16 protein-coding genes, 1 pseudogene and 1 riboswitch are annotated in these 17,852 nt (G+C 74.2%); of the genes and pseudogenes, 9 read left to right on the top strand and 8 right to left on the bottom strand.

Annotated features, from left to right (window positions below; translation table 11 throughout):
- Positions 1-67: 67 nt before the first annotated feature.
- The gene (locus P3T34_RS28580; protein ID WP_280668903.1) at positions 68-760 is read right to left on the bottom strand and encodes a helix-turn-helix transcriptional regulator; all 693 of its coding nucleotides are present in this window, start codon (positions 758-760) and stop codon (positions 68-70) included.
- A gap of 181 nt (positions 761-941) precedes the next feature.
- Positions 942-1,177: riboswitch (cobalamin riboswitch) on the top strand.
- Positions 1,178-1,207: 30 nt separating this feature from the next.
- On the opposite strand from P3T34_RS28580, the gene P3T34_RS28575 reads away from it, so the two are divergent.
- Genes P3T34_RS28575 through P3T34_RS28555 form a run of 5 tightly spaced genes read left to right on the top strand, consistent with a single transcriptional unit; the run spans position 1,208 to position 7,734 of the window.
- Positions 1,208-2,158 (top strand): cobalamin biosynthesis protein, encoded by a 951-nt coding sequence (locus P3T34_RS28575; RefSeq protein ID WP_280668902.1) that lies wholly within the window; start codon positions 1,208-1,210, stop codon positions 2,156-2,158.
- Complete coding sequence (locus tag P3T34_RS28570) at positions 2,155-3,681, top strand: cobyric acid synthase (protein ID WP_280668901.1); 1,527 nt, start codon at positions 2,155-2,157, stop codon at positions 3,679-3,681. Before P3T34_RS28575 ends, P3T34_RS28570 begins: the two co-directional genes overlap by 4 nt.
- A 35-nt stretch (positions 3,682-3,716) precedes the next feature.
- On the top strand, positions 3,717-5,750 hold the full coding sequence (locus P3T34_RS28565) for a putative cobaltochelatase (RefSeq protein ID WP_280672461.1): 2,034 nt from the start codon (positions 3,717-3,719) through the stop codon (positions 5,748-5,750).
- A gap of 4 nt (positions 5,751-5,754) precedes the next feature.
- Positions 5,755-6,351, top strand: coding sequence for a cob(I)yrinic acid a,c-diamide adenosyltransferase (cobO, locus tag P3T34_RS28560; RefSeq protein ID WP_280668900.1), 597 nt, complete (start codon positions 5,755-5,757; stop codon positions 6,349-6,351).
- A 12-nt stretch (positions 6,352-6,363) separates the two neighbouring features.
- The gene (locus P3T34_RS28555; RefSeq protein ID WP_280668899.1) at positions 6,364-7,734 is read left to right on the top strand and encodes a cobyrinate a,c-diamide synthase; all 1,371 of its coding nucleotides are present in this window, start codon (positions 6,364-6,366) and stop codon (positions 7,732-7,734) included.
- Here P3T34_RS28555 and P3T34_RS28550 read toward each other — a convergent pair.
- A complete protein-coding gene (locus tag P3T34_RS28550) occupies positions 7,717-8,865 on the bottom strand; it encodes a hypothetical protein (RefSeq protein WP_280668898.1) in 1,149 nt (382 codons plus the stop codon). The two genes, P3T34_RS28555 and P3T34_RS28550, sit on opposite strands and share 18 nt — an antisense overlap.
- A gap of 121 nt (positions 8,866-8,986) precedes the next feature.
- Between P3T34_RS28550 and cobC the strand changes: the two genes are divergently transcribed.
- On the top strand, positions 8,987-10,423 hold the full coding sequence (gene cobC, locus P3T34_RS28545; protein WP_280668897.1) for an Rv2231c family pyridoxal phosphate-dependent protein CobC: 1,437 nt from the start codon (positions 8,987-8,989) through the stop codon (positions 10,421-10,423).
- On the opposite strand, the gene P3T34_RS28540 is transcribed toward cobC, so the two are convergent.
- Entirely contained in the window at positions 10,399-11,025 is a 627-nt protein-coding gene (locus tag P3T34_RS28540; RefSeq protein ID WP_280668896.1) for a MerR family transcriptional regulator, read from the bottom strand. The genes cobC and P3T34_RS28540 overlap by 25 nt on opposite strands.
- A gap of 120 nt (positions 11,026-11,145) precedes the next feature.
- Here P3T34_RS28540 and P3T34_RS28535 point away from each other — a divergent pair, with 120 nt between their 5' ends.
- Positions 11,146-11,649, top strand: coding sequence for a DUF4188 domain-containing protein (locus P3T34_RS28535; protein ID WP_280668895.1), 504 nt, complete (start codon positions 11,146-11,148; stop codon positions 11,647-11,649).
- A gap of 178 nt (positions 11,650-11,827) precedes the next feature.
- Here P3T34_RS28535 and P3T34_RS28530 read toward each other — a convergent pair whose 3' ends face one another.
- Entirely contained in the window at positions 11,828-12,799 is a 972-nt protein-coding gene (locus P3T34_RS28530; RefSeq protein ID WP_348534705.1) for a DUF5937 family protein, read from the bottom strand.
- 71 nt (positions 12,800-12,870) lie between these two features.
- Here P3T34_RS28530 and P3T34_RS28525 point away from each other — a divergent pair, with 71 nt between their 5' ends.
- Positions 12,871-14,220, top strand: coding sequence for an MFS transporter (locus tag P3T34_RS28525; RefSeq protein ID WP_280668894.1), 1,350 nt, complete (start codon positions 12,871-12,873; stop codon positions 14,218-14,220).
- A gap of 63 nt (positions 14,221-14,283) precedes the next feature.
- On the opposite strand, the gene glnII is transcribed toward P3T34_RS28525, so the two are convergent.
- Positions 14,284-15,306, bottom strand: a complete 1,023-nt coding sequence (gene glnII / locus P3T34_RS28520) for a glutamine synthetase (protein WP_280668893.1) — start codon at positions 15,304-15,306, stop codon at positions 14,284-14,286.
- Positions 15,307-15,473: 167 nt separating this feature from the next.
- Positions 15,474-15,662 carry an LAETG motif-containing sortase-dependent surface protein gene (locus P3T34_RS28515; RefSeq protein WP_280672457.1) on the bottom strand — a complete coding sequence of 63 codons (189 nt, stop codon included), beginning with the start codon at positions 15,660-15,662 and terminating at the stop codon, positions 15,474-15,476.
- A 296-nt stretch (positions 15,663-15,958) separates the two neighbouring features.
- On the opposite strand from P3T34_RS28515, the gene P3T34_RS28510 reads away from it, so the two are divergent.
- Complete coding sequence (locus tag P3T34_RS28510; RefSeq protein WP_280668892.1) at positions 15,959-16,630, top strand: hypothetical protein; 672 nt, start codon at positions 15,959-15,961, stop codon at positions 16,628-16,630.
- A 19-nt stretch (positions 16,631-16,649) separates the two neighbouring features.
- Here the strand turns inward: P3T34_RS28510 and P3T34_RS28505 are convergent.
- Both P3T34_RS28505 and P3T34_RS28500 read right to left on the bottom strand, forming a co-directional pair.
- A pseudogene (locus tag P3T34_RS28505) lies at positions 16,650-16,796 on the bottom strand (uracil-DNA glycosylase); the annotation flags it as partial.
- A 60-nt stretch (positions 16,797-16,856) separates the two neighbouring features.
- On the bottom strand, positions 16,857-17,738 hold the full coding sequence (locus P3T34_RS28500) for an SDR family oxidoreductase (protein WP_280668891.1): 882 nt from the start codon (positions 17,736-17,738) through the stop codon (positions 16,857-16,859).
- Positions 17,739-17,852 lie beyond the last annotated feature (114 nt).

The raw sequence follows: 17,852 nt of genomic DNA, 5'->3' as shown, positions 1-17,852 counted from the left end.
TCCCCAGTTCATCGCGGCCACCGGCTCGCGGCCACCGCAGCGCCGCCGTCCGGTGCCCGTCTGGGTCCTAGACGGGGATGTCGGTGCCGGCGGCGGCGAGCAGGGTCCAGAAGCGCTGCTCCAGCGGTTCGGCCGGCGGCTGCTGGTCGTCCGGGGTGCTGGAGCCCCAGTAGGAGTTGACCTGGTACTCGCCCTGCAGCGCGGCCAGCACCCCGGCGAGCGTGTCGCGCGGGGCCGGGACCAGGCGTCCCACCGCCTTCAGCTGGGCCTGCCAGCGGCCGTCCACGCACTGGCGCAGCCGCTGGTCCAGTTCCTCGGCGACCCCCGTCACCCGGATCACGTCGCGCAGCGTCAGCCCCAGCACCTGGGCCAGCGCCAGGGTCTGCGCCTCGTCCCCCTTCCAGCGGCCGCTGAGCTCGGCCGCCTGGTACGACGTCAGCCCGAGGCCGAGCTGGCGGGCCGTCTGCTCCTGGCTGAGCTCGCGGGCCACCCGGAAGTCGCGCAGGCTGTCCGGGCGCACCCCCATCAGCTGGACCGCCGGGCACCAGAGCGCGCGGGCCAGCGCGATGAACTCCTCCTCGGTCGGCCGGATCACGCCGCCCTCCCAGCCCAGCACATGGGTCGGCAGCAGGCGGACGCCGTGCGCGGCCATCCCCGCCGCGACCTGGTCGGGGGTGAGGCCGAGCCCGGCGCGGTGGGCTCGGGCTGCCTGGGGGGAGAAGGGGACCGGGGTGGGGGCCGGCGTTCTGCTGCGTCGCATGGCTCGACGCTAGGGGCGGGGCGCGCGCGGTCGCACCCGCTGAACGCACGAAGCCGCAAGGCGGGCCCGGAGCGGGTATTGGACGATTCGCCAACGCCCTGACCGGGAGGGCGGGGGCTACTCGGAGGTAATGACGGTTCCGTCCGGTGTGATCAACCACTCCGGGGGCCTGGTTGACTGCCGGTTGCGGCACGTGATGGGATCCTGGGGCCAATCGGAGGCAAACAGAGGAAGCCGGTGCGAATCCGGCGCGGTCCCGCCACTGTCACCGGGGAGCACGCTCGAACTCCCTCCTTGCCCGCCATCGGGCAGGAGGGGCCCATGTCACGGCGGTCCGCCACAGGGCCGTTGGAAGACCCGAGCGTGTGTCAGCACCCGGAAGCCAGGAGACTCTCGCCCCGTTTACGTCGATCCAGGGCGCGGACCCTGAGTGAGGACACGCACGCCATGTCGGCTGCCCGCCGCACGCTCCCGTACGCCGTCGGCGCGGTGGCCGGATATGCCGCCGACGTCGCGCTCGGCGATCCCCGGCGGGGCCACCCGGTAGCGGGTTTCGGCCAGGCGGCCGGCCGGGCCGAACGGACGCTCTGGCGTGACCACCGCGGCGCGGGCGCCCTGCACACCGCGCTCTGCGTGGGCGCCGTCGCGGCCGGCGCGGTGGCGGCGGATCGGCTCGCGGGCCGGGCCCGGGCGCTGACGGCCGCCGCGGCCACCTGGACGGTGCTCGGCGGCACCTCGCTCACCCGGGAGGCGCGCACCATCGGCGGCGCGCTGCGGGCAGGCGAGCTGACGGCCGCTCGGGAGCGGCTGCCGCACCTCTGCGGGCGTGATCCAAGCAGCCTGGACGAGGCGCAGATCGCCCGCGCGGTGGTCGAGTCGGTGGCCGAGAACACCGCGGACGCGGTGGTCAACGCGCTGGTCTGGGGCGCCCTGGCGGGCACCCCCGGGCTGCTGGCCTTTCGCGCCGTCAACACGCTGGACGCGATGGTGGGTCACCGCTCGGAGCGCTACCGGCGGTTCGGCTGGGCCGCGGCGCGGCTGGACGACGTGGCCGGCTGGCCGGGCGCCCGGCTGACCGCGCTGCTCACGGTGGCCGCCGCGCCCTCGCCGCGGACCGCCTGGCAGGTCTGGCGGCGGGACGGCTCGGCACACCCGAGCCCGAACGCCGGGCAGGCCGAGTCGGCGTTCGCGGGCGCGCTGGGCGTCCGGCTGGGCGGCACCCTGCGGTACGGCTCCCGGGTGGAGGAGCGGCCGGTGCTCGGCGGCGAGCTGCGGGCGGTGGCCGTGGACGACATCGAGCGGGCCTGCGTGCTGTCGCGCCGGGTCGGGCTGCTGGCGCTGGGGGTGACGGTGGCCGGACGGTTCGCCGTGTCGGCACTGCGGAGGGGACGGATATGAGCAACGCACTGCTGGTCGCGGGGACCACCTCGGACGCGGGCAAGAGCGTGGTGACCGCCGGGATCTGCCGTTGGCTGGTCCGGCAGGGGGTGAGGGTCGCCCCGTTCAAGGCGCAGAACATGTCGCTCAACTCGATGGTCACCGCCGACGGCGCGGAGATCGGCCGGGCGCAGGTGATGCAGGCCGCCGCCGCCCGGGTGGAGCCCGAGGCGGCGATGAACCCGGTGCTGCTCAAGCCGGGCGCGGACGGCCGCAGTCAGGTGGTGCTGCTAGGGCGGCCCGTCGCGGAAGTCGGCGCGCTCGACTACCGGGAGCGCAAACCCTATTTGCTGGAGCGTTCGCTGGAGTGCCTGGCGGACCTGCGCCAGCGCTTCGACGTGGTGGTCTGCGAAGGTGCCGGCTCCCCCGCCGAGATCAACCTGCGCGACCGCGACATCGCCAACATGGGCCTGGCCAGGGCCGCCGACCTGCCGGTCGTGGTGGTCGGCGACATCGACCGCGGCGGGGTCTTCGCCGCGATGTTCGGGACCCTGGCGCTGCTGAGCGCCGAGGACCAGCGGTTGGTGGCGGGCTGGCTGGTCAACAAGTTCCGCGGCGACGCCCGGCTGCTGAAGCCCGGCCTGGACATGCTGCAGGAGCTGACCGGCCGTCCGGTCCTCGGCACCCTGCCGATGCTGAAGGGCCTGTGGCTGGACGCCGAGGACTCGCTCGACCTCTCCACCGTGGTGGACCGCGACGACGTCGCCGGCCCGTACGGCGCCGACGTGCTGCGGGTCGCCGTGCTGCGGTTCCCGCGGCTGTCCAACTTCACCGACCTGGACGCGCTGGCCCAGGAGCCCGGGGTGCTGGTGCGCTGGGCGACCCGGCCCGAGGAGCTGGCCGACGCCGACCTCGTCGTGCTGCCCGGCACCCGGGCCACCGTCGCCGACCTGGCCTGGCTGCGCGAGCGCGGCCTGGAGCGGGCGCTGCGCGAGCGCGCGGCGGCCGGGCAGCCGGTGCTCGGGGTCTGCGGCGGCTACCAGATGCTGGCGCACGAGATCGTGGACGAGGTCGAGTCGAAGGCCGGCGCGGTCGGCGGGCTCGGCCTGCTGCCGACCCGGGTGGTGTTCGGCGTCGAGAAGGTGCTCGGCCGACCGGTCGGCGAGGCCTTCGGCGAGCGGGTCGAGGGGTACGAGATCCACCACGGGGTGGTGACGGTGGAGGGCGGCGCACCGTTCTTGGACGGCTGCCGGGAGGGCGCGGTGTGGGGCACCACCTGGCACGGCGCGCTGGAGAACGACGGCTTCCGCCGGGCTCTGCTGCGCGAGGTGGCGGCGCTGGCCCGGCGGCGGTTCGTGCCGGCCCCGGACACCTCGTTCGCCGCCGCGCGCGAGGCCCGGCTGGACCGGCTGGGAGATCTGATCGAGGAGCACGCGGACACCGATGCCCTGTGGCGGCTGATCGAGGGCGGCGCCGGCGACGGCCTGCCGTTCGTGCCGCCGGGGGCACCGGCCGTCCGCGCTATGGAAGGTGACCGCTTGTGAGCGACGTCCGATACCCGTTCACCGCCATCGTGGGGATGGCCGATCTGCGGCTCGGGCTGCTGCTCAACGCCGTGTCGCCGGCGGTCGGCGGGGTGCTGGTCCGCGGCGAGAAGGGCACCGCGAAGTCGACCATGGTGCGCGCGCTGGCCGGGCTGCTGCCGTCGATCGCGGTGGTGGACGGCTGCCGCTTCGCCTGCGACCCGGGGGCGCCGGACCCGCAGTGCCCGGACGGGGCGCACCCGCAGGCCGTCCCGCTGGACCGACCGGCGCAGCTGGTCGAGCTGCCGGTCGGCGTGACCGAGGACCGGATCGTCGGCTCGCTCGACCTGGAGCGGGCGCTGGCCGAGGGCGTCAAGGCGTACGAGCCGGGGCTGCTCGCCCGGGCGCACCGCGGCGTGCTCTACATCGACGAGGTGAACCTGCTGCAGGACCACGTGGTGGACCTGCTGCTGGACGCGGCGGCGATGGGCCGCTCGTACGTCGAGCGCGAGGGCGTGTCGGTGCGGCACGCCGCGCGGTTCCTGCTGGTCGGGACGATGAACCCGGAGGAGGGCGAGCTGCGGCCGCAGCTGCTCGACCGGTTCGGGCTGACGGTGGAGATCGCGGCCACCCGTGACCCGGCGGAGCGGGCCGAGGTGGTCCGCCGCCGGCTCGCCTACGACGCCGACCCGGCCTCGTTCGCGCGGCGCTACGACGCCGAGGAGCTCGCGCTCGCCGAGCGGATCACCGCGGCCCGCGCGCTGCTGCCCGCCGTCGAGCTGGGCGACGCGGCGCTGCGTCAGATCACCGCGGTCTGCGCGGCGTTCGAGGTGGACGGGCTGCGCGCGGACATCGTGATGGCCCGCACGGCCGTCGCGCTGGCCGCCTGGGACGGGCGGACGGCGGTGAGCGAGGAGGATGTGCGCAAGGCCGCGCAGCTGGCGCTGCCGCACCGGCGCCGGCGCAACCCGTTCGACGCGCCCGGGCTGGACGAGGAGCAGCTGGACCGGACGTTGGAGGAGCACGCGGACCAGCCGGAGGAGGGGGATGGGCCTGAGGACGACGGGCCGGACGGGGGCGGTCCGGACGATGGCGGCGGTGCTCCCGAGCCCTCCTCCTCCGACCCCGGCGACGCGCCGGCCGGGGAGGCACCTTCGCAGGACGCTCCCCCGCAGATCCCCAAGCCCGGCTCGCCCCGCGAGTCCGCCCCCGTGGCGGCCGGCGACCCCTACCGGACCAAGCTGTTCAAGGTGCCCGGCACCGGCAAGGGCGCCCACGGCCGCCGCTCCCCCGCCGAGACCGACGGCGGGCAGACCGTCCGCTCGCGCCGTCCGGCCGGTCAGCTGACCCGGCTGCACCTGGCCGCCACCCTGCAGGCCGCCGCGCCGCACCAGGTGGCGCGCGGGCGCGACGGGCGGGCGCTGGTGCTGCGGCACGACGACTTCCGCGAGCAGGTGCGCCAGGGCCGGGAGTCCAACCTGGTGCTCTTCGTGGTGGACGCCTCCGGTTCGATGGCGGCCCGCCAGCGGATGACCGCCGTCAAGGGCGCGGTGCTGTCGCTGCTGATGGACGCCTACCAGCGCCGCGACAAGATCGGCATGATCACCTTCCGCGGCGCGGGGGCCGAGCTGGCACTGCCGCCGACCTCCTCCGTCGAGGTCGGCGCGGCCCGGCTCGAGCAGCTGCCCACCGGCGGCCGCACCCCGCTGGCGGCCGGCCTGCTGCGGGCGCACGAGGTGCTGCGGCTGGAGCGGCTGCGTGACCCGCACCGCCGGCCGCTGCTGGTGGTGGTCACCGACGGCCGGGCCACCGGTGGCCGCGCCGCGCTGGCCGACGCCGGCCGGGCGGCCGCCCTGCTGGCCGCGCAGGGCACCGCCGCGGTGGTGCTGGACTGCGAGTCGGGCCATGTCCGACTCGGCCTGGCCCGCACGCTGGCCGGCCAACTCGGCGCCGCCGCCGTCACCTTGGACGAACTGCGGGCCGAGGGCGTGGCCGCCCTGGTGCACGCCCATCGCCCCTCCTCCACCAAGTCCTCCGCCAAGTCCCCCACCAAGTCCTCCGCCCAGCCCCAGCAGCGAAAGGCAGCGTGACAGCATGCCGCAGGGACAGCCGACCAGCGTTCCCGAGGACGGTCTGACGACCCGTCAGCGCCGTACCCAGCCGATCACCGCCGTGCACACCGGCCCCGGCAAGGGCAAGTCCACCGCCGCCTTCGGCCTCGCGCTGCGGGCCTGGAACCAGGGCTGGCCGATCGGGGTGTTCCAGTTCGTCAAGTCCGCCAAGTGGAAGGTGGGCGAGGAGAACGCGCTGAAGGTGCTGGGCGCCTCCGGCGAGGGCGGCACGGTCGCCTGGCACAAGATGGGCGAGGGCTGGTCCTGGGTGCAGCGCGGGATGGAGTCCAGCGAGGAGGCCGCCAAGGAGGGCTGGGAGCAGGTCAAGCGCGACCTCGCCGCCGAGACCTACCGGCTGTATGTGCTGGACGAGTTCACCTACCCCATGCACTGGGGCTGGGTGGACGTGGACGAGGTGGTCGCGGTGCTGAAGGACCGCCCCGGCTCGCAGCACGTGGTGATCACCGGCCGGTACGCGGCCGAGCCGCTGATCGAACTCGCCGACCTGGTCACCGAGATGACCAAGGTCAAGCACCCGATGGACGCGGGCCGCAAGGGCCAGCGCGGGATCGAGTGGTAGGCGTCTAGCACGATGGACATCCCCCGTCTCGTCATCGCCGCGCCCTCCTCGGGTGCGGGCAAGACCACCGTGGCCACCGGGCTGATGGCGGCGCTGGCCGCCCGCGGCCTGGAGGTCTCGCCGCACAAGGTCGGCCCGGACTACATCGACCCCGGCTACCACGCGCTCGCCACCGGGCGGCCCGGGCGCAACCTGGACGCCTTCCTGTGCGGGCCGGAGCGGATCGCGCCGCTCTTCCTGCACGGCGCGGCGGGGGCCGACGTGGCGGTGGTCGAGGGCGTCATGGGGATGTTCGACGGGGCTTCCGGGCGTGGCGAGTTGGCCTCCACCGCGCATGTCTCCAAGCTGCTGCGGGCACCGGTGGTGCTGGTGGTGGACGGCTCCTCGCAGTCCCGCTCGGTGGCCGCGCTGGTGCACGGCTTCGCCTCCTGGGATCCCGAGGTGCGGCTCGCCGGGGTGATCCTCAACCGGGTCGCCTCCGACCGGCACGAGCAACTGCTGCGCGAGGCGCTCGAGGAGGGCTCGGGCGTGCCGGTGCTGGGCTCGGTGCGGCGGCACGCGGCGGTCGCCACCCCGTCCCGGCACCTGGGCCTGGTCCCGGTGGTGGAGCGCTCCGCGCAGGCCGTCCAGGCGGTCCGCGACATGGGTGAACTCATCGCCGCGTCGGTCGACTTGGAGGCTGTGCTGGCGCTGGCCCGGTCTGCGCCGCCGATCCGTGACGAGCCCTGGGACCCGGCCGCCGAGGTGGCGGCGATCAGTGGCGAGCGACCGCGGATCGCACTGGCGGGCGGGGCGGCGTTCTCGTTCTCGTACGCGGAGAACGCCGAACTGCTGGCAGCGGCCGGGGCCGAGGTGCTGCCCTTCGATCCCCTGCACGACACCGCGCTACCTGACGGTACGTCAGGACTGGTGATCGGCGGGGGCTTTCCCGAGGTGTACGCCTCGGAGCTCAGTTCCAATGCCCGACTGCGCGCGGCGGTCGCCCAGTTGGCGGCCTCCGGTGCGCCGATCGCCGCCGAGTGCGCCGGACTGCTCTACCTCGGGCGGGAGTTGGACGGCCTGGCGATGTGCGGCGTACTGGACTCCACGGCCACCATGACCGAGCGGCTCACCCTCGGCTACCGCGAGGCCGTCGCGCTGCACGACAGCCCGCTGGCGGTCACCGGCACCCGGGTGCGCGGCCACGAGTTCCACCGCACCGCCTGCACCCCCGCCGCCGGCCCCACCCCCGCCTGGGCCTGGCGCACCCCCACCGGCGCCCCGCACACCGAGGGCTTCACCTCCGCCACCGTGCACGCCTCCTACCTGCACGTCCACTGGGCGGGCGCGCCGCAGCTGGCCGAGCGCTTCGTCCGCAGCGCGAGCTCAACGCCTGTGCAGTAGCGCGTCGTTGACCGGTGGACGGCGGGCCGCCGACTGGGCCAGCGCGATCGCCTCGGCGGCCTCGGCGGGGTCGGGCAGGCCGAGCAGTTTCGGGGGCTGCCTGGGGGCGGCCGGCCAATCGGCTGCCACCCTGTCGTTCCGGCCGCGCCTGCGCCGGTCGGCGCGCGCCGTGAACACGTCGTCACCGTCCCGGACCGGTGGCAGCAGGGCGGTCAGCGGCTCGTCGATGACCACCGTGGACAGCAGCCGCCAGCAGACGACGAGCCGGTGGTCCGTCAGGACGTAGCTGGAACGCATGATCCTGGCCCGGCGCAGCAGGACACGTCCGATCGCCTGATAGCCACCGAGGGGGAGCAGGAAGACAAGGACGGGCCAGGCTCCCACACCGGCCAGCACGCCCACGGCCGCGCCGAGGACGAAGAAGACGCACCCGAACACCGACCGCCCGACGTCCGCCGCGTCGTACCACCAGCGGACGCTCTCGGGCCGGCCGGACCACAGCACCTGCTCGCCGGGCGCGAGAGCCACGGCTGCGGGCACCGGGACGCGCTGGGCGCCGGTCGGGGCCGGCAGCGGGGGGAGCTCCGGGAGGCGGAAGTGGGCCTCCAGGGCGACCGCATGGGCCGGGTCCGCGTCCGCCAGGCGCCGGAAGACCGGCAGCAGCGCGATGTCGGTGCGGGCGGCCTGCTGCTGCATCAGCGGGTCCCGTCGTCGGCCGTCGAAGCGCAGGTCGGTGCCGCGGCGCAGCGGTGGGGGCAGCTGGTCCAGCCACGCCGAGCAGGTCAGCCCGGCCCGGGTGGTCAGGGCCCGGCGGTCGGTGATCCGGTACACCTCGGCCCGCGCCAGCTGGGGGACCCGGATCAGTGCCTGCCAGCCCAAGGCCAGCGCGAGCACCGACCACACGGCCAGCATGATGCTGCCCGCGGTGTCCCTGGGGGCGGCGGCCAGGGGGAGCAGGGCGAGCAGCGGGATCAACGCGAACGCGTTCTCCAGGGTCAGCCACCGCACGCCGGTCGGACGGCCCGTCCAGAGCAGCCGCTCCCCGGGTAGCAGGCCGTCGAAGGGCGGGTCGGTGTGCAGCAGCAGCTGTGCGTCAGAAGTCGGCTGGGCCGATCTTTCGTAGTCCCCCATGGCGCACAGCATGCCACCGGCCGATCAGCCCAGGCAGGCCGGGCCGGCGGACGCCGTTCGGCTTGATTGACTCGCTGTCGCGGCCCGTGGTGGGATTCCGGGGCGCGGAGGGAGAAAATCAATGGTCAGCGGCGTGCGAGTGGTCGTAGGCGTCGGCGCGAGCAGCGGGGTCGGCGAGGACGAGGTGCTCGGGCTGATCACCACCGCGCTCGCCGAGGCGGGAGTCGCGGCCAGCGACGTCGCCGGGCTGGCGACGGTCGAGAGCCGCGCCGCAGAGCCCGGACTACGCGACGCGGCAAGCGCATTGGGGGTCACGCTGGTCGGGTACCCGGCGGCGGAGCTGGCCGGGGTCGCGGTGCCGCACCCGTCGGCGGCGGTACGGGCGGCGGCGGGCACCGCGAGTGTGGCGGAGGCGGCCGCGCTGCTCGGGGGCGGCGAACTCCTGCTCCCCAAGCGGAAGTCGGCGCTGGCCACGGTCGCCATCGCCAGCGTGGCACCGGCCGGCCCGGACCTGCGGCACCACGGTGACGCCGAGGTGCGGGCCGCCGGCCTGGTCGACCTCGCCGTCAACGTCCGCACCGGCACTCCGCCCGACTGGCTGCGCGAGCGGATCGCCCGCACCCTCACCGACCTGGCCGCCTACCCCGAGCAGAGCGCCGCCCGCGCCGCGGTGGCCGCCCGGCACGGGCGACCCGTCGAGGAGGTGCTGCTCACCTCCGGCGCCGCCGAGGCGTTCGTCCTGCTGGCGCGGACCCTGCGACCGCGCCACGCCGTCGTCGTGCACCCGCAGTTCACCGAGCCGGAGGCCGCACTGCGGGATGCCGGCCACACCGTCGACCGGGTGCTGCTCTCCCCCGCCGACGGCTTCCGGCTCTCCCCGGGCGCGGTCCCCGAGGAGGCGGACCTGGTGGTGATCGGCAATCCCACCAACCCGACCTCGATCCTGCACCCGGCCGCAGCGCTGGCCGAACTGGCCCGCGAGGGACGCACGTTGGTGGTGGACGAGGCATTCATGGACACCGTTCCCGGCGAGCGCGAGTCGCTCGCCTCATGGCACCCGCTGCCCGGGCGGGTCGTGGTGCTGCGCAGCCTCACCAAGACCTGGGGCCTGGCCGGACTGCGGATCGGCTATGTGCTCGGGCCGGCCGAGCTGATCGCGGAGCTCGGCCGCGCCCAACCGCTCTGGCCGGTCTCCACCCCCGCGCTGGCCGCCGCCGAACTGTGCAGCGCCCCGGCCGCGTTGGCCGAGGCGGAGGCCGCCGCCGAACTGTGCGGCGAGCAACGCGCGCACCTGCTCAAGGGATTGGCGGCCTTCCCGGCCGTGCGGGTGCACGGCGAGCCGGCCGCCTCGTTCGTCCTGATCGAACTGCCGGACGCCGCAAGGGTCCGGGTGCGACTGCGTGCGGCGGGCTTCGCGGTGCGCCGCGGTGACACCTTCCCCGGACTCGGGCCCGACTGGCTGCGGATCGCCGTCCGGGACAGTGCGACCACGGACCGCTTCCTGGCCGCGCTGGAGCGAGTTCTGACGGATGATCAGGAGTTCGCGCCGGAGAGATAGGTGTGGGCGATCCGGCGCAGCGCCAGCAGGACCGGCTCCTTGAGGACGGTCAGCGCCACCACCGCCTCCAGTCGCTCATCCCCGGCCGGGTAGCCGCTGACCACCTCCAGGTCGAACCTGGCCACCGGCAGCACGGCCGCGGCATAGGGGCGCAGCTGGGCCAGGTCGCACGGGTAGCCGAGCCGTTCCAGCGAAGCCACCGCGCCGACCAGCATCCAGTACGCCGGGGCGTTGTGGCACCGCTCCCAGCCGAGCTCCTCCAGCAGCTCGTCCACCGTCTCCTGGGCGTGCTCGCCCGGCTCCGGCGGGACGGCCTGCGGCCCCTGCTCCTCCAGCAGGGCCCGCTGGGCGGCGCCGAACTGCTCGTGCTGGTCGAGCGAGTCGTCCTCGGCCGCCTGCAGCACGCCCTTGGTCCCGGCCACCGACATGCCGCCCACCTGGATCAATGAGCGCACCAGTCGCAGCCGGCGCAGATGCGCCTCGCCGTAGTCGGACCGGGAGGCCGAGACCCGCTCGCCGGGCGGCAGCAGCCCCTCCCGCAGGTAGTACTTGATCGTCGCGGTCGGCACTCCGCTGCGGGCGCTGAGCTCGGACAGCCTCATAGGGTGGCGCCCTTTCGGGGAGTGGTCGGCAGTGAAGCCCTGGACAGGTCCTCAGGATAGTGCCACTATCCCCTCAAGGAGGGATAGTGACGCTATCCCATGCTGACTCCGGAGGAACCCATGGCTGTCCGCCCGTCCGAGAAGCCCGCCGCCGCACGAGTCACCGACGCGCACGACGGCGAGCTGGTGGTGTTCCTGATCGGCATGCGGATCAACCGCTGGCGCGCGGTCCGCCAGTGGTGGCCGGTCGTCATGGCGATGCCCAAGATGCTCCGGGAGCTGTTCGCCGACCCCGAGTCCGGGCTGCTCGGCGCCCGCACCATGGTCGGTGGCGGACTGCGCGAGATCACCCTGGTCCAGTACTGGACGGACGCCGACCGCCTGATCGCCTACGCCGGCGCGGCCGACCGCGAACACCGGCCCGCCTGGCAGGCGTTCAACCGGAACGCACGGGCCGCCGAGGCCGTCGGCATCTGGCACGAGACCTACCTGGTCCCGGCGGGCCGGCACGAGAGCGTCTACGTCAACATGCCGGCGTACGGGCTCGGCCAGGCCTCCGGCACCCAGCCGGTCGGCCCGCGCGGCGAGCACGCCGCCCAGCGCCTGAACCGCTCGGCGGAGTAGCAGCCTTAGACCGACCGGCAAATGGTGGGTGGGTGAAGGAGCGGGTCGAGGGCCGAGTCTGGGCGGTGCCGACGAGGGAGTAGCAGCGGAGCTGCGGCGACTGAGGAGAAGCCGTCCAGGCGACAGCCATCGGCCCGCGACGCCGCCCACCATTTGCCGGCCGGTCTTAAAGATCAAGCTAAGCGCCGGCGGCGGCGAGCAGGGTGTCGGCGACCGAGGTGCGCCGGTAGAGGACCGAGCGGCCCGAGCGCTGCGAGGAGACGATGCCGGCCGCGCGCAGGGCGGTCAGGTGCTCCGAGATGCCGCCCGCCGACATGCCGGTGCGGCGGGCGAGTTCGGTGGTGGAGGCCGGCGCGGAGAGCTCGGTCAGCAGCAGGGCGCGGGAGCGGCCCAGGACGGCGGCGACGGCCTGCGGCACCTCCGGCGCGGCCTGCTCCCAGAGCGCACCGACCCCGCGGCTCGGATAGCAGAGCTGGGCGGCCGCGGGCGCCACGTTGACCACCAGGACGGACGGCCAGACGAACGCCGACGGCATCAACAGCAGTCCCCGGCCCTCGAGTTCACCCGAGCCGCCGCAACACGTCTGAAGCGTCAGGATCTCGTCGCCCCAGCCGACCTGCGGGTGCAGTTCGCGCAGCACCGCCGCGTAGCCCTCGGCCGCGAACCGGCGCGACTGGTGCAGGACGTCCGCCTCCAGTACGCCGCGCAGCCGCGGCCAGTGCGCGGCGAGGGCGGCCTCCCAGTAGGCGTCGATCTCGGGGAGCAGCCGGTCGAGCCCGGCGCCGGGGTCGTCGTGCAGGGACCGGACGGCCGGGGTCCAGGACGGCAGGCGGGTGAGCTCCGCGCGGATCCGCTCGTACGGCGTGGCGGCGATCCGGTCGAGTTCCACCGCCAGCGTCGGCTCGGCCGTCTCGGGCGGCGGGTTCAGGAAGTCGGGGAGGTAGCCGTGCTCGGGGATCAGCCCGGCCAGCAGACCGCTGGTGAGGCCCGCCTCGGCCACTCGGGGGCGGGTGCGGGCCACCCAGCGGCGGTGCAGCGGGCGCGGCGCGGGCGAGTTGAGCGTCCGCAGGCTGGTCACCACCTCCCACATCGGCGAGACGGCGAGCCGGGTGTAGGCCAGATCGCGGGCCGAGAAGGTCAGTTCGAGCACGAAACCCCCTTTGGATTCGGACCTGACCGAATGAATGGTGGGAATGTCCCACTCCGTCGCACGATTCCCGCATGACCCGCCAGCTCCTGAAGCCCCATTCTCCGCTGCCCACCTCCCCGCCACCACCCCCAACCGGTGGGCGGCTGGCCGGCCGGTTCGCCGAGCGGTTCGGCGGGTACGGCGAGCCCTTCTGGGTGGTGATCGGCGGCACCGCCGTGAACCGGATCGGCAACATGGTGGTGCCGTTCCTGGTCTTCTTCCTCGCCACCCGCCAGGTGCCGGCCGACAGCATCCCCTATATCTCGGGGGCGCTGGGAATCGGCGGACTGGTCGGGCCGGTCCTGGGCGGGCTGATGAACGACCGGCTCGGCGGCCGAACGGCGCTGCTGGTCGGCCTGGTGGCCACCGCCGTCAGCCAGGGCGTGCTCTTCGTCGCGCCCAACCTGCCGGCGCTCGGGGCGGCGGCCGCGCTGCTCGGCGCCGCGGGCGGCCTGCACCCGCCGGCGTCGAGCGCGATGGTGGCCGACGCGGCGCCGCCGGCCCGCCGGATGGTGGCCTTCGGGCTCTACCACTGGGCGATCAACGTGGGGACGGCGGTCGCCGGGGCGATCGGCGGGTTCCTGCTGGAGCACGGCTACGGGCTGCTCTTCGGCCTGGACGCGCTGACCTGCCTGGCGTACGCGGGCCTGGTCGCCGCCCGGTTGCCGCGCGCGGACCGGCGGGTGCAGTCCGACCGGCCGCCGCGGGTGGCTGGGGACGTCGGCGGGGACGTCCGGGCGGAGGGGGACCGCGGCTACCGGGTCGTGCTGCGCGACCGGCTGATGCTCGCGCTGGTGGCCCTCATCGCGGTCTCCCAAGCCCTGTACGCGCAGACCGAGTTCACCCTCCCGCTGGCGATCCGCGACCACGGGCTGCCGGCCACCGCCTTTGGACTGGTCTGCGTGGTGAACGCGCTGATCGTGGTGGCGCTGCAGCCGTTCTCCTCATTCTGGTTCGCGCGGTTCGACCGGGTGCGGGTCTGGGCGGTGGCGTCGACGCTCATCGCGGTGGGCGTCGGGCTCACCGGAGTCGCCCACAGCACGTGGCAGTTCGTGTTGACGGTGGTGGTCTGGAGTATCGGCGAGGTCTGCGCGAGCGGGATCGTCACCGCGATCACGGCCGACCTGGCCCCGGCCGGTGCGCACGGTCGCTACCAGGGGGCGGCCAACTGGGCGCACGGGCTGGCCCGTTTCGTCGCGCTCGCCCTCGGGGCCGCCGTCTACACGGGGTTCGGCCCGAGCGCACTGTGGTGGGGGTGCGGCGTACTCGGGGTGCTGGGCGCGGTGGCGAGCCTGGGCATCGTCCGGGCGGTGGCGGCGCGCAGCGCGGCCGCGGGCGCGGGCGCGGGCGCAGCGCACGCCGGTAGCGAAGCCGGGGCGTAACGAGACCGCCGGCCCCTCCCCGAGGTGGGAAGGGCCGGCGGACGTGTCGTCAGTGCGGGCGGATCAGACCTGGCCGGCCTTCTCCAGCGCCGAGCAGCAGGTGTTGACCAGCAGGCGGGTCACCACGTACGGGTCGACGTTGGCGTTCGGGCGACGGTCCTCGATGTAGCCCTTCTTCTCGACCTCGACCTGCCACGGGATGCGCACCGAGGCGCCGCGGTCGGAGACGCCGTAGGAGTACACGTTCCACGGGGCGGTCTCGTGCTGGCCGGTCAGCCGGGACTCGATGCCGAAGCCGTACTGCTTGACGTGCTCCAGGACCGTCTCCTGGCTCGCGCCGAGCGACTCGCAGGCGGTGATGATGGCGTCGTAGCCCTCACGCATGGCCTTGGTGGAGAAGTTGGTGTGCGCGCCGGCGCCGTTCCAGTCGCCGCGGACGGGCTTGGCGTCCAGCGTCGCGTCGATGCCGAACTCCTCGGCGGTGCGGTAGAGCAGGTAGCGGGCGACCCAGAGGTGGTCGGAGACGGTCAGCGCGTCGACCGGGCCGATCTGGAACTCCCACTGGCCGGGCATGACCTCGGCGTTGATGCCGCAGAGCGCCAGGCCGGCCGCGAGGCAGCGGTCCATGTGCAGCTCGACGATCTCGCGACCGAAGACCTCCTCGGCGCCGATGCCGCAGTAGTAACCGCCCTGCGGGGCCGGGAAGCCGCCCTCGGGGAAGCCGAGCGGGCGCGAGCCCTTGAAGAAGGTGTACTCCTGCTCGATGCCGAAGATCGCCTCCTGCGCCGCGAACTGCTCGGCGATGGGCCGCAGCAGGGCGCGGGTGTTGGAGACGTGCGGGGTGCCGTCGGTCTCGTTGACCTCGCACAGGACGAGGATGTTGTCACCGCCGCGGATCGGGTCCGGGAAGGACGCGACGGGGGCGAGCACCCGGTCCGAGGCGTGGCCCTCGGCCTGGTTGGTGGAGGAACCGTCGAAGCCCCAGGTCGGCAGCTTGTCGGCGTTGGCCAGGATCCGAGTCTTGGAACGGAGCTTGGCGGTCGGCTGAGTGCCGTCGATCCAGATGTACTCGGCCTTGATAGCCACGGCGGTTACCTCGCAACTTGAGTGGTGGGTGCCCGCGTAGCGTCGCAAACCGCCGTTTCCCCGTTGTTCCTCTTATGTAACCAGCATGTGAACCAACCGTCCGAAATGGCACCCTCACTCTCCGAGAGTGCCAGCGGACATGACAGGGCCGAACGGGGGAACGGAGTTCAGTGGCGGTGGGCCGCCGACCGGCGCCGCCGGCCCGCCCAGAGCGCACCGCCGCCCACCACGAGCAGCGCGGCGGCGCCACCCGCGATCGTTCCGGTGCCACTGCTGCCGGTGAAGGCGAGCGACTGCCCGGTCTGCGGCTTGGCCGTGGAGCCCGCGGGCGCGGCAGCGGCCGCCGACGTGTCCACCACCTGCGCCACGCCGGTACCCCCCGCCGCCAGGGACCGCAGTAGTAGAGGAGGGGGCAGAAGAGGCGGACCCGGAGGGCGCGGTCGCCGGCCCGCCCGGCTTCTGGCAGCTCACCGAGGCGACCGTGATCGTCCCGTCCACCTTCGCCACATTGAGCTGCAGCGGATTCAGCGCGATGCTCACCTCCAGCGCCGAGGCCGCCGCCGTACTGGACGTCGTGGTGTGCGGCGAGTAGCTGATGTCCACGCTGCCGATCCCCGGGATGGCCACATGCGTCGACCCGTACAGGCTGAGCGTGACGGACTTGCCGAGCACCGTGAGCTGCGCCGGCGCGGTCACCTTCGCCGTCGGCGGCCCGTCGACCGGGCAGCTGACCTCGCTGCTGAGCGCCTGGAGTCCGAGCAGCGTGCTCAGCGGCAGCCCCGGTGCGTGCACATCGGCGTTGACCAGCTGGACGGAGGCCGAGGCGCCCTGCGCGTCGACATGGGTGACCGACTTGCCGATGTCCGCCTTGACCAGGGTGACCGGTCCCTGCTGGTCCACGCCGTCCACCGTCGCGGTCAGCACCGAGCCGCTGTGCTGCGCCGGCGACTGCACCTTGTTCAGCGCGATGTCCACCGGCACCTGGATCGCACTGTTCAACAGGCTGACGCGCAGAGCGAGTTCGGCAGTCACGGCACTGGCACTGCCCGGCTCGGGCGCGGCGCCCGCCGGGGTCGGCAGCGCCAGCACCGCGGTGGCGGCGGTGGCGGCGACCACGGCGCAGAGACTACGGGTGGAACGAACAGCGAACGGCACGGTGGAACCCCCACAAGTGGTGAATGAGAGCGCGCCACGGATCGTCACCCCACCGGCGGCCGTCGGCCGCACGAGACCGGGGGAGGCTGTCGCTCTCGACTGCCGCCATCCTCATGCGAACAGCGCGCAGCAGGGGCAACTCCCGCCCCCGGTTCACTCGTTGGAGTGAGCTTCGGCCCGTTCCGGTCCTACGGCAGCCGCCAGTCCACCGGCTGCGCGCCCTGCCGGGCCGGCAGCTCATTCGCCCGGCTGAACGGTCGGGAGCCGAAGAAGCCGCGATCCGCCGACATCAGGCTCGGGTGCGCCGACTCGATCGCCGGCACCTGCCCGAGCAGTCGTGCTTGCGCGGAGCGCGGTCGGGTGCCGGTCGGGCGTCAGGGCCGTCCCGGCGGGTCTCAGGGTTCGATGTTCTCCAGGTCGGCGAGCAGGCTCGGGTGGGTCGGCTGCCAGCCGAGGGTGGCGCGGGTGTGGGCGCTGGACGCGGGCTGGTCGGCCGCGAAGATCGGGCCGAGGGGGCCGAAGTTCTCCTGCGGTACCGACTCGACGGGCAGGCCCAGCCGTCGGCCGATGACCGCGGCGATGTCGCGGACCGCGTCGCCCTCGTCGGCGACGGCGTGCCAGGAGCTTCCGGCCGGGGCCTGCTCCAGGGCGAGCCGGAACAGCACGGCCGCGTCCCGGGCGTGGACGGCGGGCCAGCGCTGCGCGCCGTCCGAGGGGTAGCCGGCGACGCCGGTACGGCGGGCGATGTCGGTGAGCAGCCCGGCGAACCCGCCCCGGCCCTGGTTGTGGACCGTGCGCGGAAGCCGTACCGCCGAGCTGCGCACGCCGCGGGAGGCGAGTTGGAGCGCGCGGGTCACCGACCGGCTGCGGCCGGCGACCGGCCCCTCGGTCGGCAGGGCGTCGTCCTCGGTGGAAGCGCGCCCCGGCAGGTAGGGCGTGCCGGCCACGGTGACGAGCGGACGGTCCGTGCCGACGAGGGCGTCGCCGAGCGTCGCGAGCGCGGCAGCCTCCTCGGCCACGCCCTGGGCCAGGGCCTCGGGCGAGCTGAAGTCGTTGCTGAAGGCGAGGTGGATGACGCCGTCGGCCCGCTCCGCGCCGGCTCGCAGCACGGCGAGGTCGGCGAGTGCGCCGCGCAGCACCTCGGCGCCGGCGGCCTTGGCGTGCGCCGCGGAGGCGTCGGAGCGGGCGAGGGCGGTGACCGAGTGTCCGGCGGAGAGCAGTTCGGCGACGACGGCCGAGCCGATGAGACCGGTTCCGCCGGTGATGAAGATGCGCATGGTGACTCCCTGGAGCGTGTGGTGGGGGCGCGGCAGGGCAGGGCAGGGCCCGGCCGACCCAAGTGATGGGACTCGATCCCGTCACTTCCCTCACCGTAGCGCGTGATGGGACCA

It is taken from the genome of Kitasatospora sp. MAP12-44 (assembly GCF_029892095.1).
Taxonomy (GTDB): Bacteria; Actinomycetota; Actinomycetes; order Streptomycetales; family Streptomycetaceae; genus Kitasatospora.
This window is presented reverse-complemented; position numbering and strand designations above follow the sequence as displayed.

Excerpts from the sequence above, each read along its gene's own strand:
- P3T34_RS28580 (WP_280668903.1), bottom strand. The coding sequence starts at position 760 with ATGCGACGCAGCAGAACGCCGGCCCCCACCCCGGTCCCCTTCTCCCCC.
- P3T34_RS28575 (WP_280668902.1), top strand. The coding sequence starts at position 1,208 with ATGTCGGCTGCCCGCCGCACGCTCCCGTACGCCGTCGGCGCGGTGGCC.
- P3T34_RS28570 (WP_280668901.1), top strand. The coding sequence starts at position 2,155 with ATGAGCAACGCACTGCTGGTCGCGGGGACCACCTCGGACGCGGGCAAG.
- P3T34_RS28565 (WP_280672461.1), top strand. The coding sequence starts at position 3,717 with ATGGCCGATCTGCGGCTCGGGCTGCTGCTCAACGCCGTGTCGCCGGCG.
- cobO (WP_280668900.1), top strand. The coding sequence starts at position 5,755 with ATGCCGCAGGGACAGCCGACCAGCGTTCCCGAGGACGGTCTGACGACC.
- P3T34_RS28555 (WP_280668899.1), top strand. The coding sequence starts at position 6,364 with ATGGACATCCCCCGTCTCGTCATCGCCGCGCCCTCCTCGGGTGCGGGC.
- P3T34_RS28550 (WP_280668898.1), bottom strand. The coding sequence starts at position 8,865 with ATGGGGGACTACGAAAGATCGGCCCAGCCGACTTCTGACGCACAGCTG.
- cobC (WP_280668897.1), top strand. The coding sequence starts at position 8,987 with ATGGTCAGCGGCGTGCGAGTGGTCGTAGGCGTCGGCGCGAGCAGCGGG.
- P3T34_RS28540 (WP_280668896.1), bottom strand. The coding sequence starts at position 11,025 with ATGAGGCTGTCCGAGCTCAGCGCCCGCAGCGGAGTGCCGACCGCGACG.
- P3T34_RS28535 (WP_280668895.1), top strand. The coding sequence starts at position 11,146 with ATGGCTGTCCGCCCGTCCGAGAAGCCCGCCGCCGCACGAGTCACCGAC.
- P3T34_RS28525 (WP_280668894.1), top strand. The coding sequence starts at position 12,871 with ATGACCCGCCAGCTCCTGAAGCCCCATTCTCCGCTGCCCACCTCCCCG.
- P3T34_RS28500 (WP_280668891.1), bottom strand. The coding sequence starts at position 17,738 with ATGCGCATCTTCATCACCGGCGGAACCGGTCTCATCGGCTCGGCCGTC.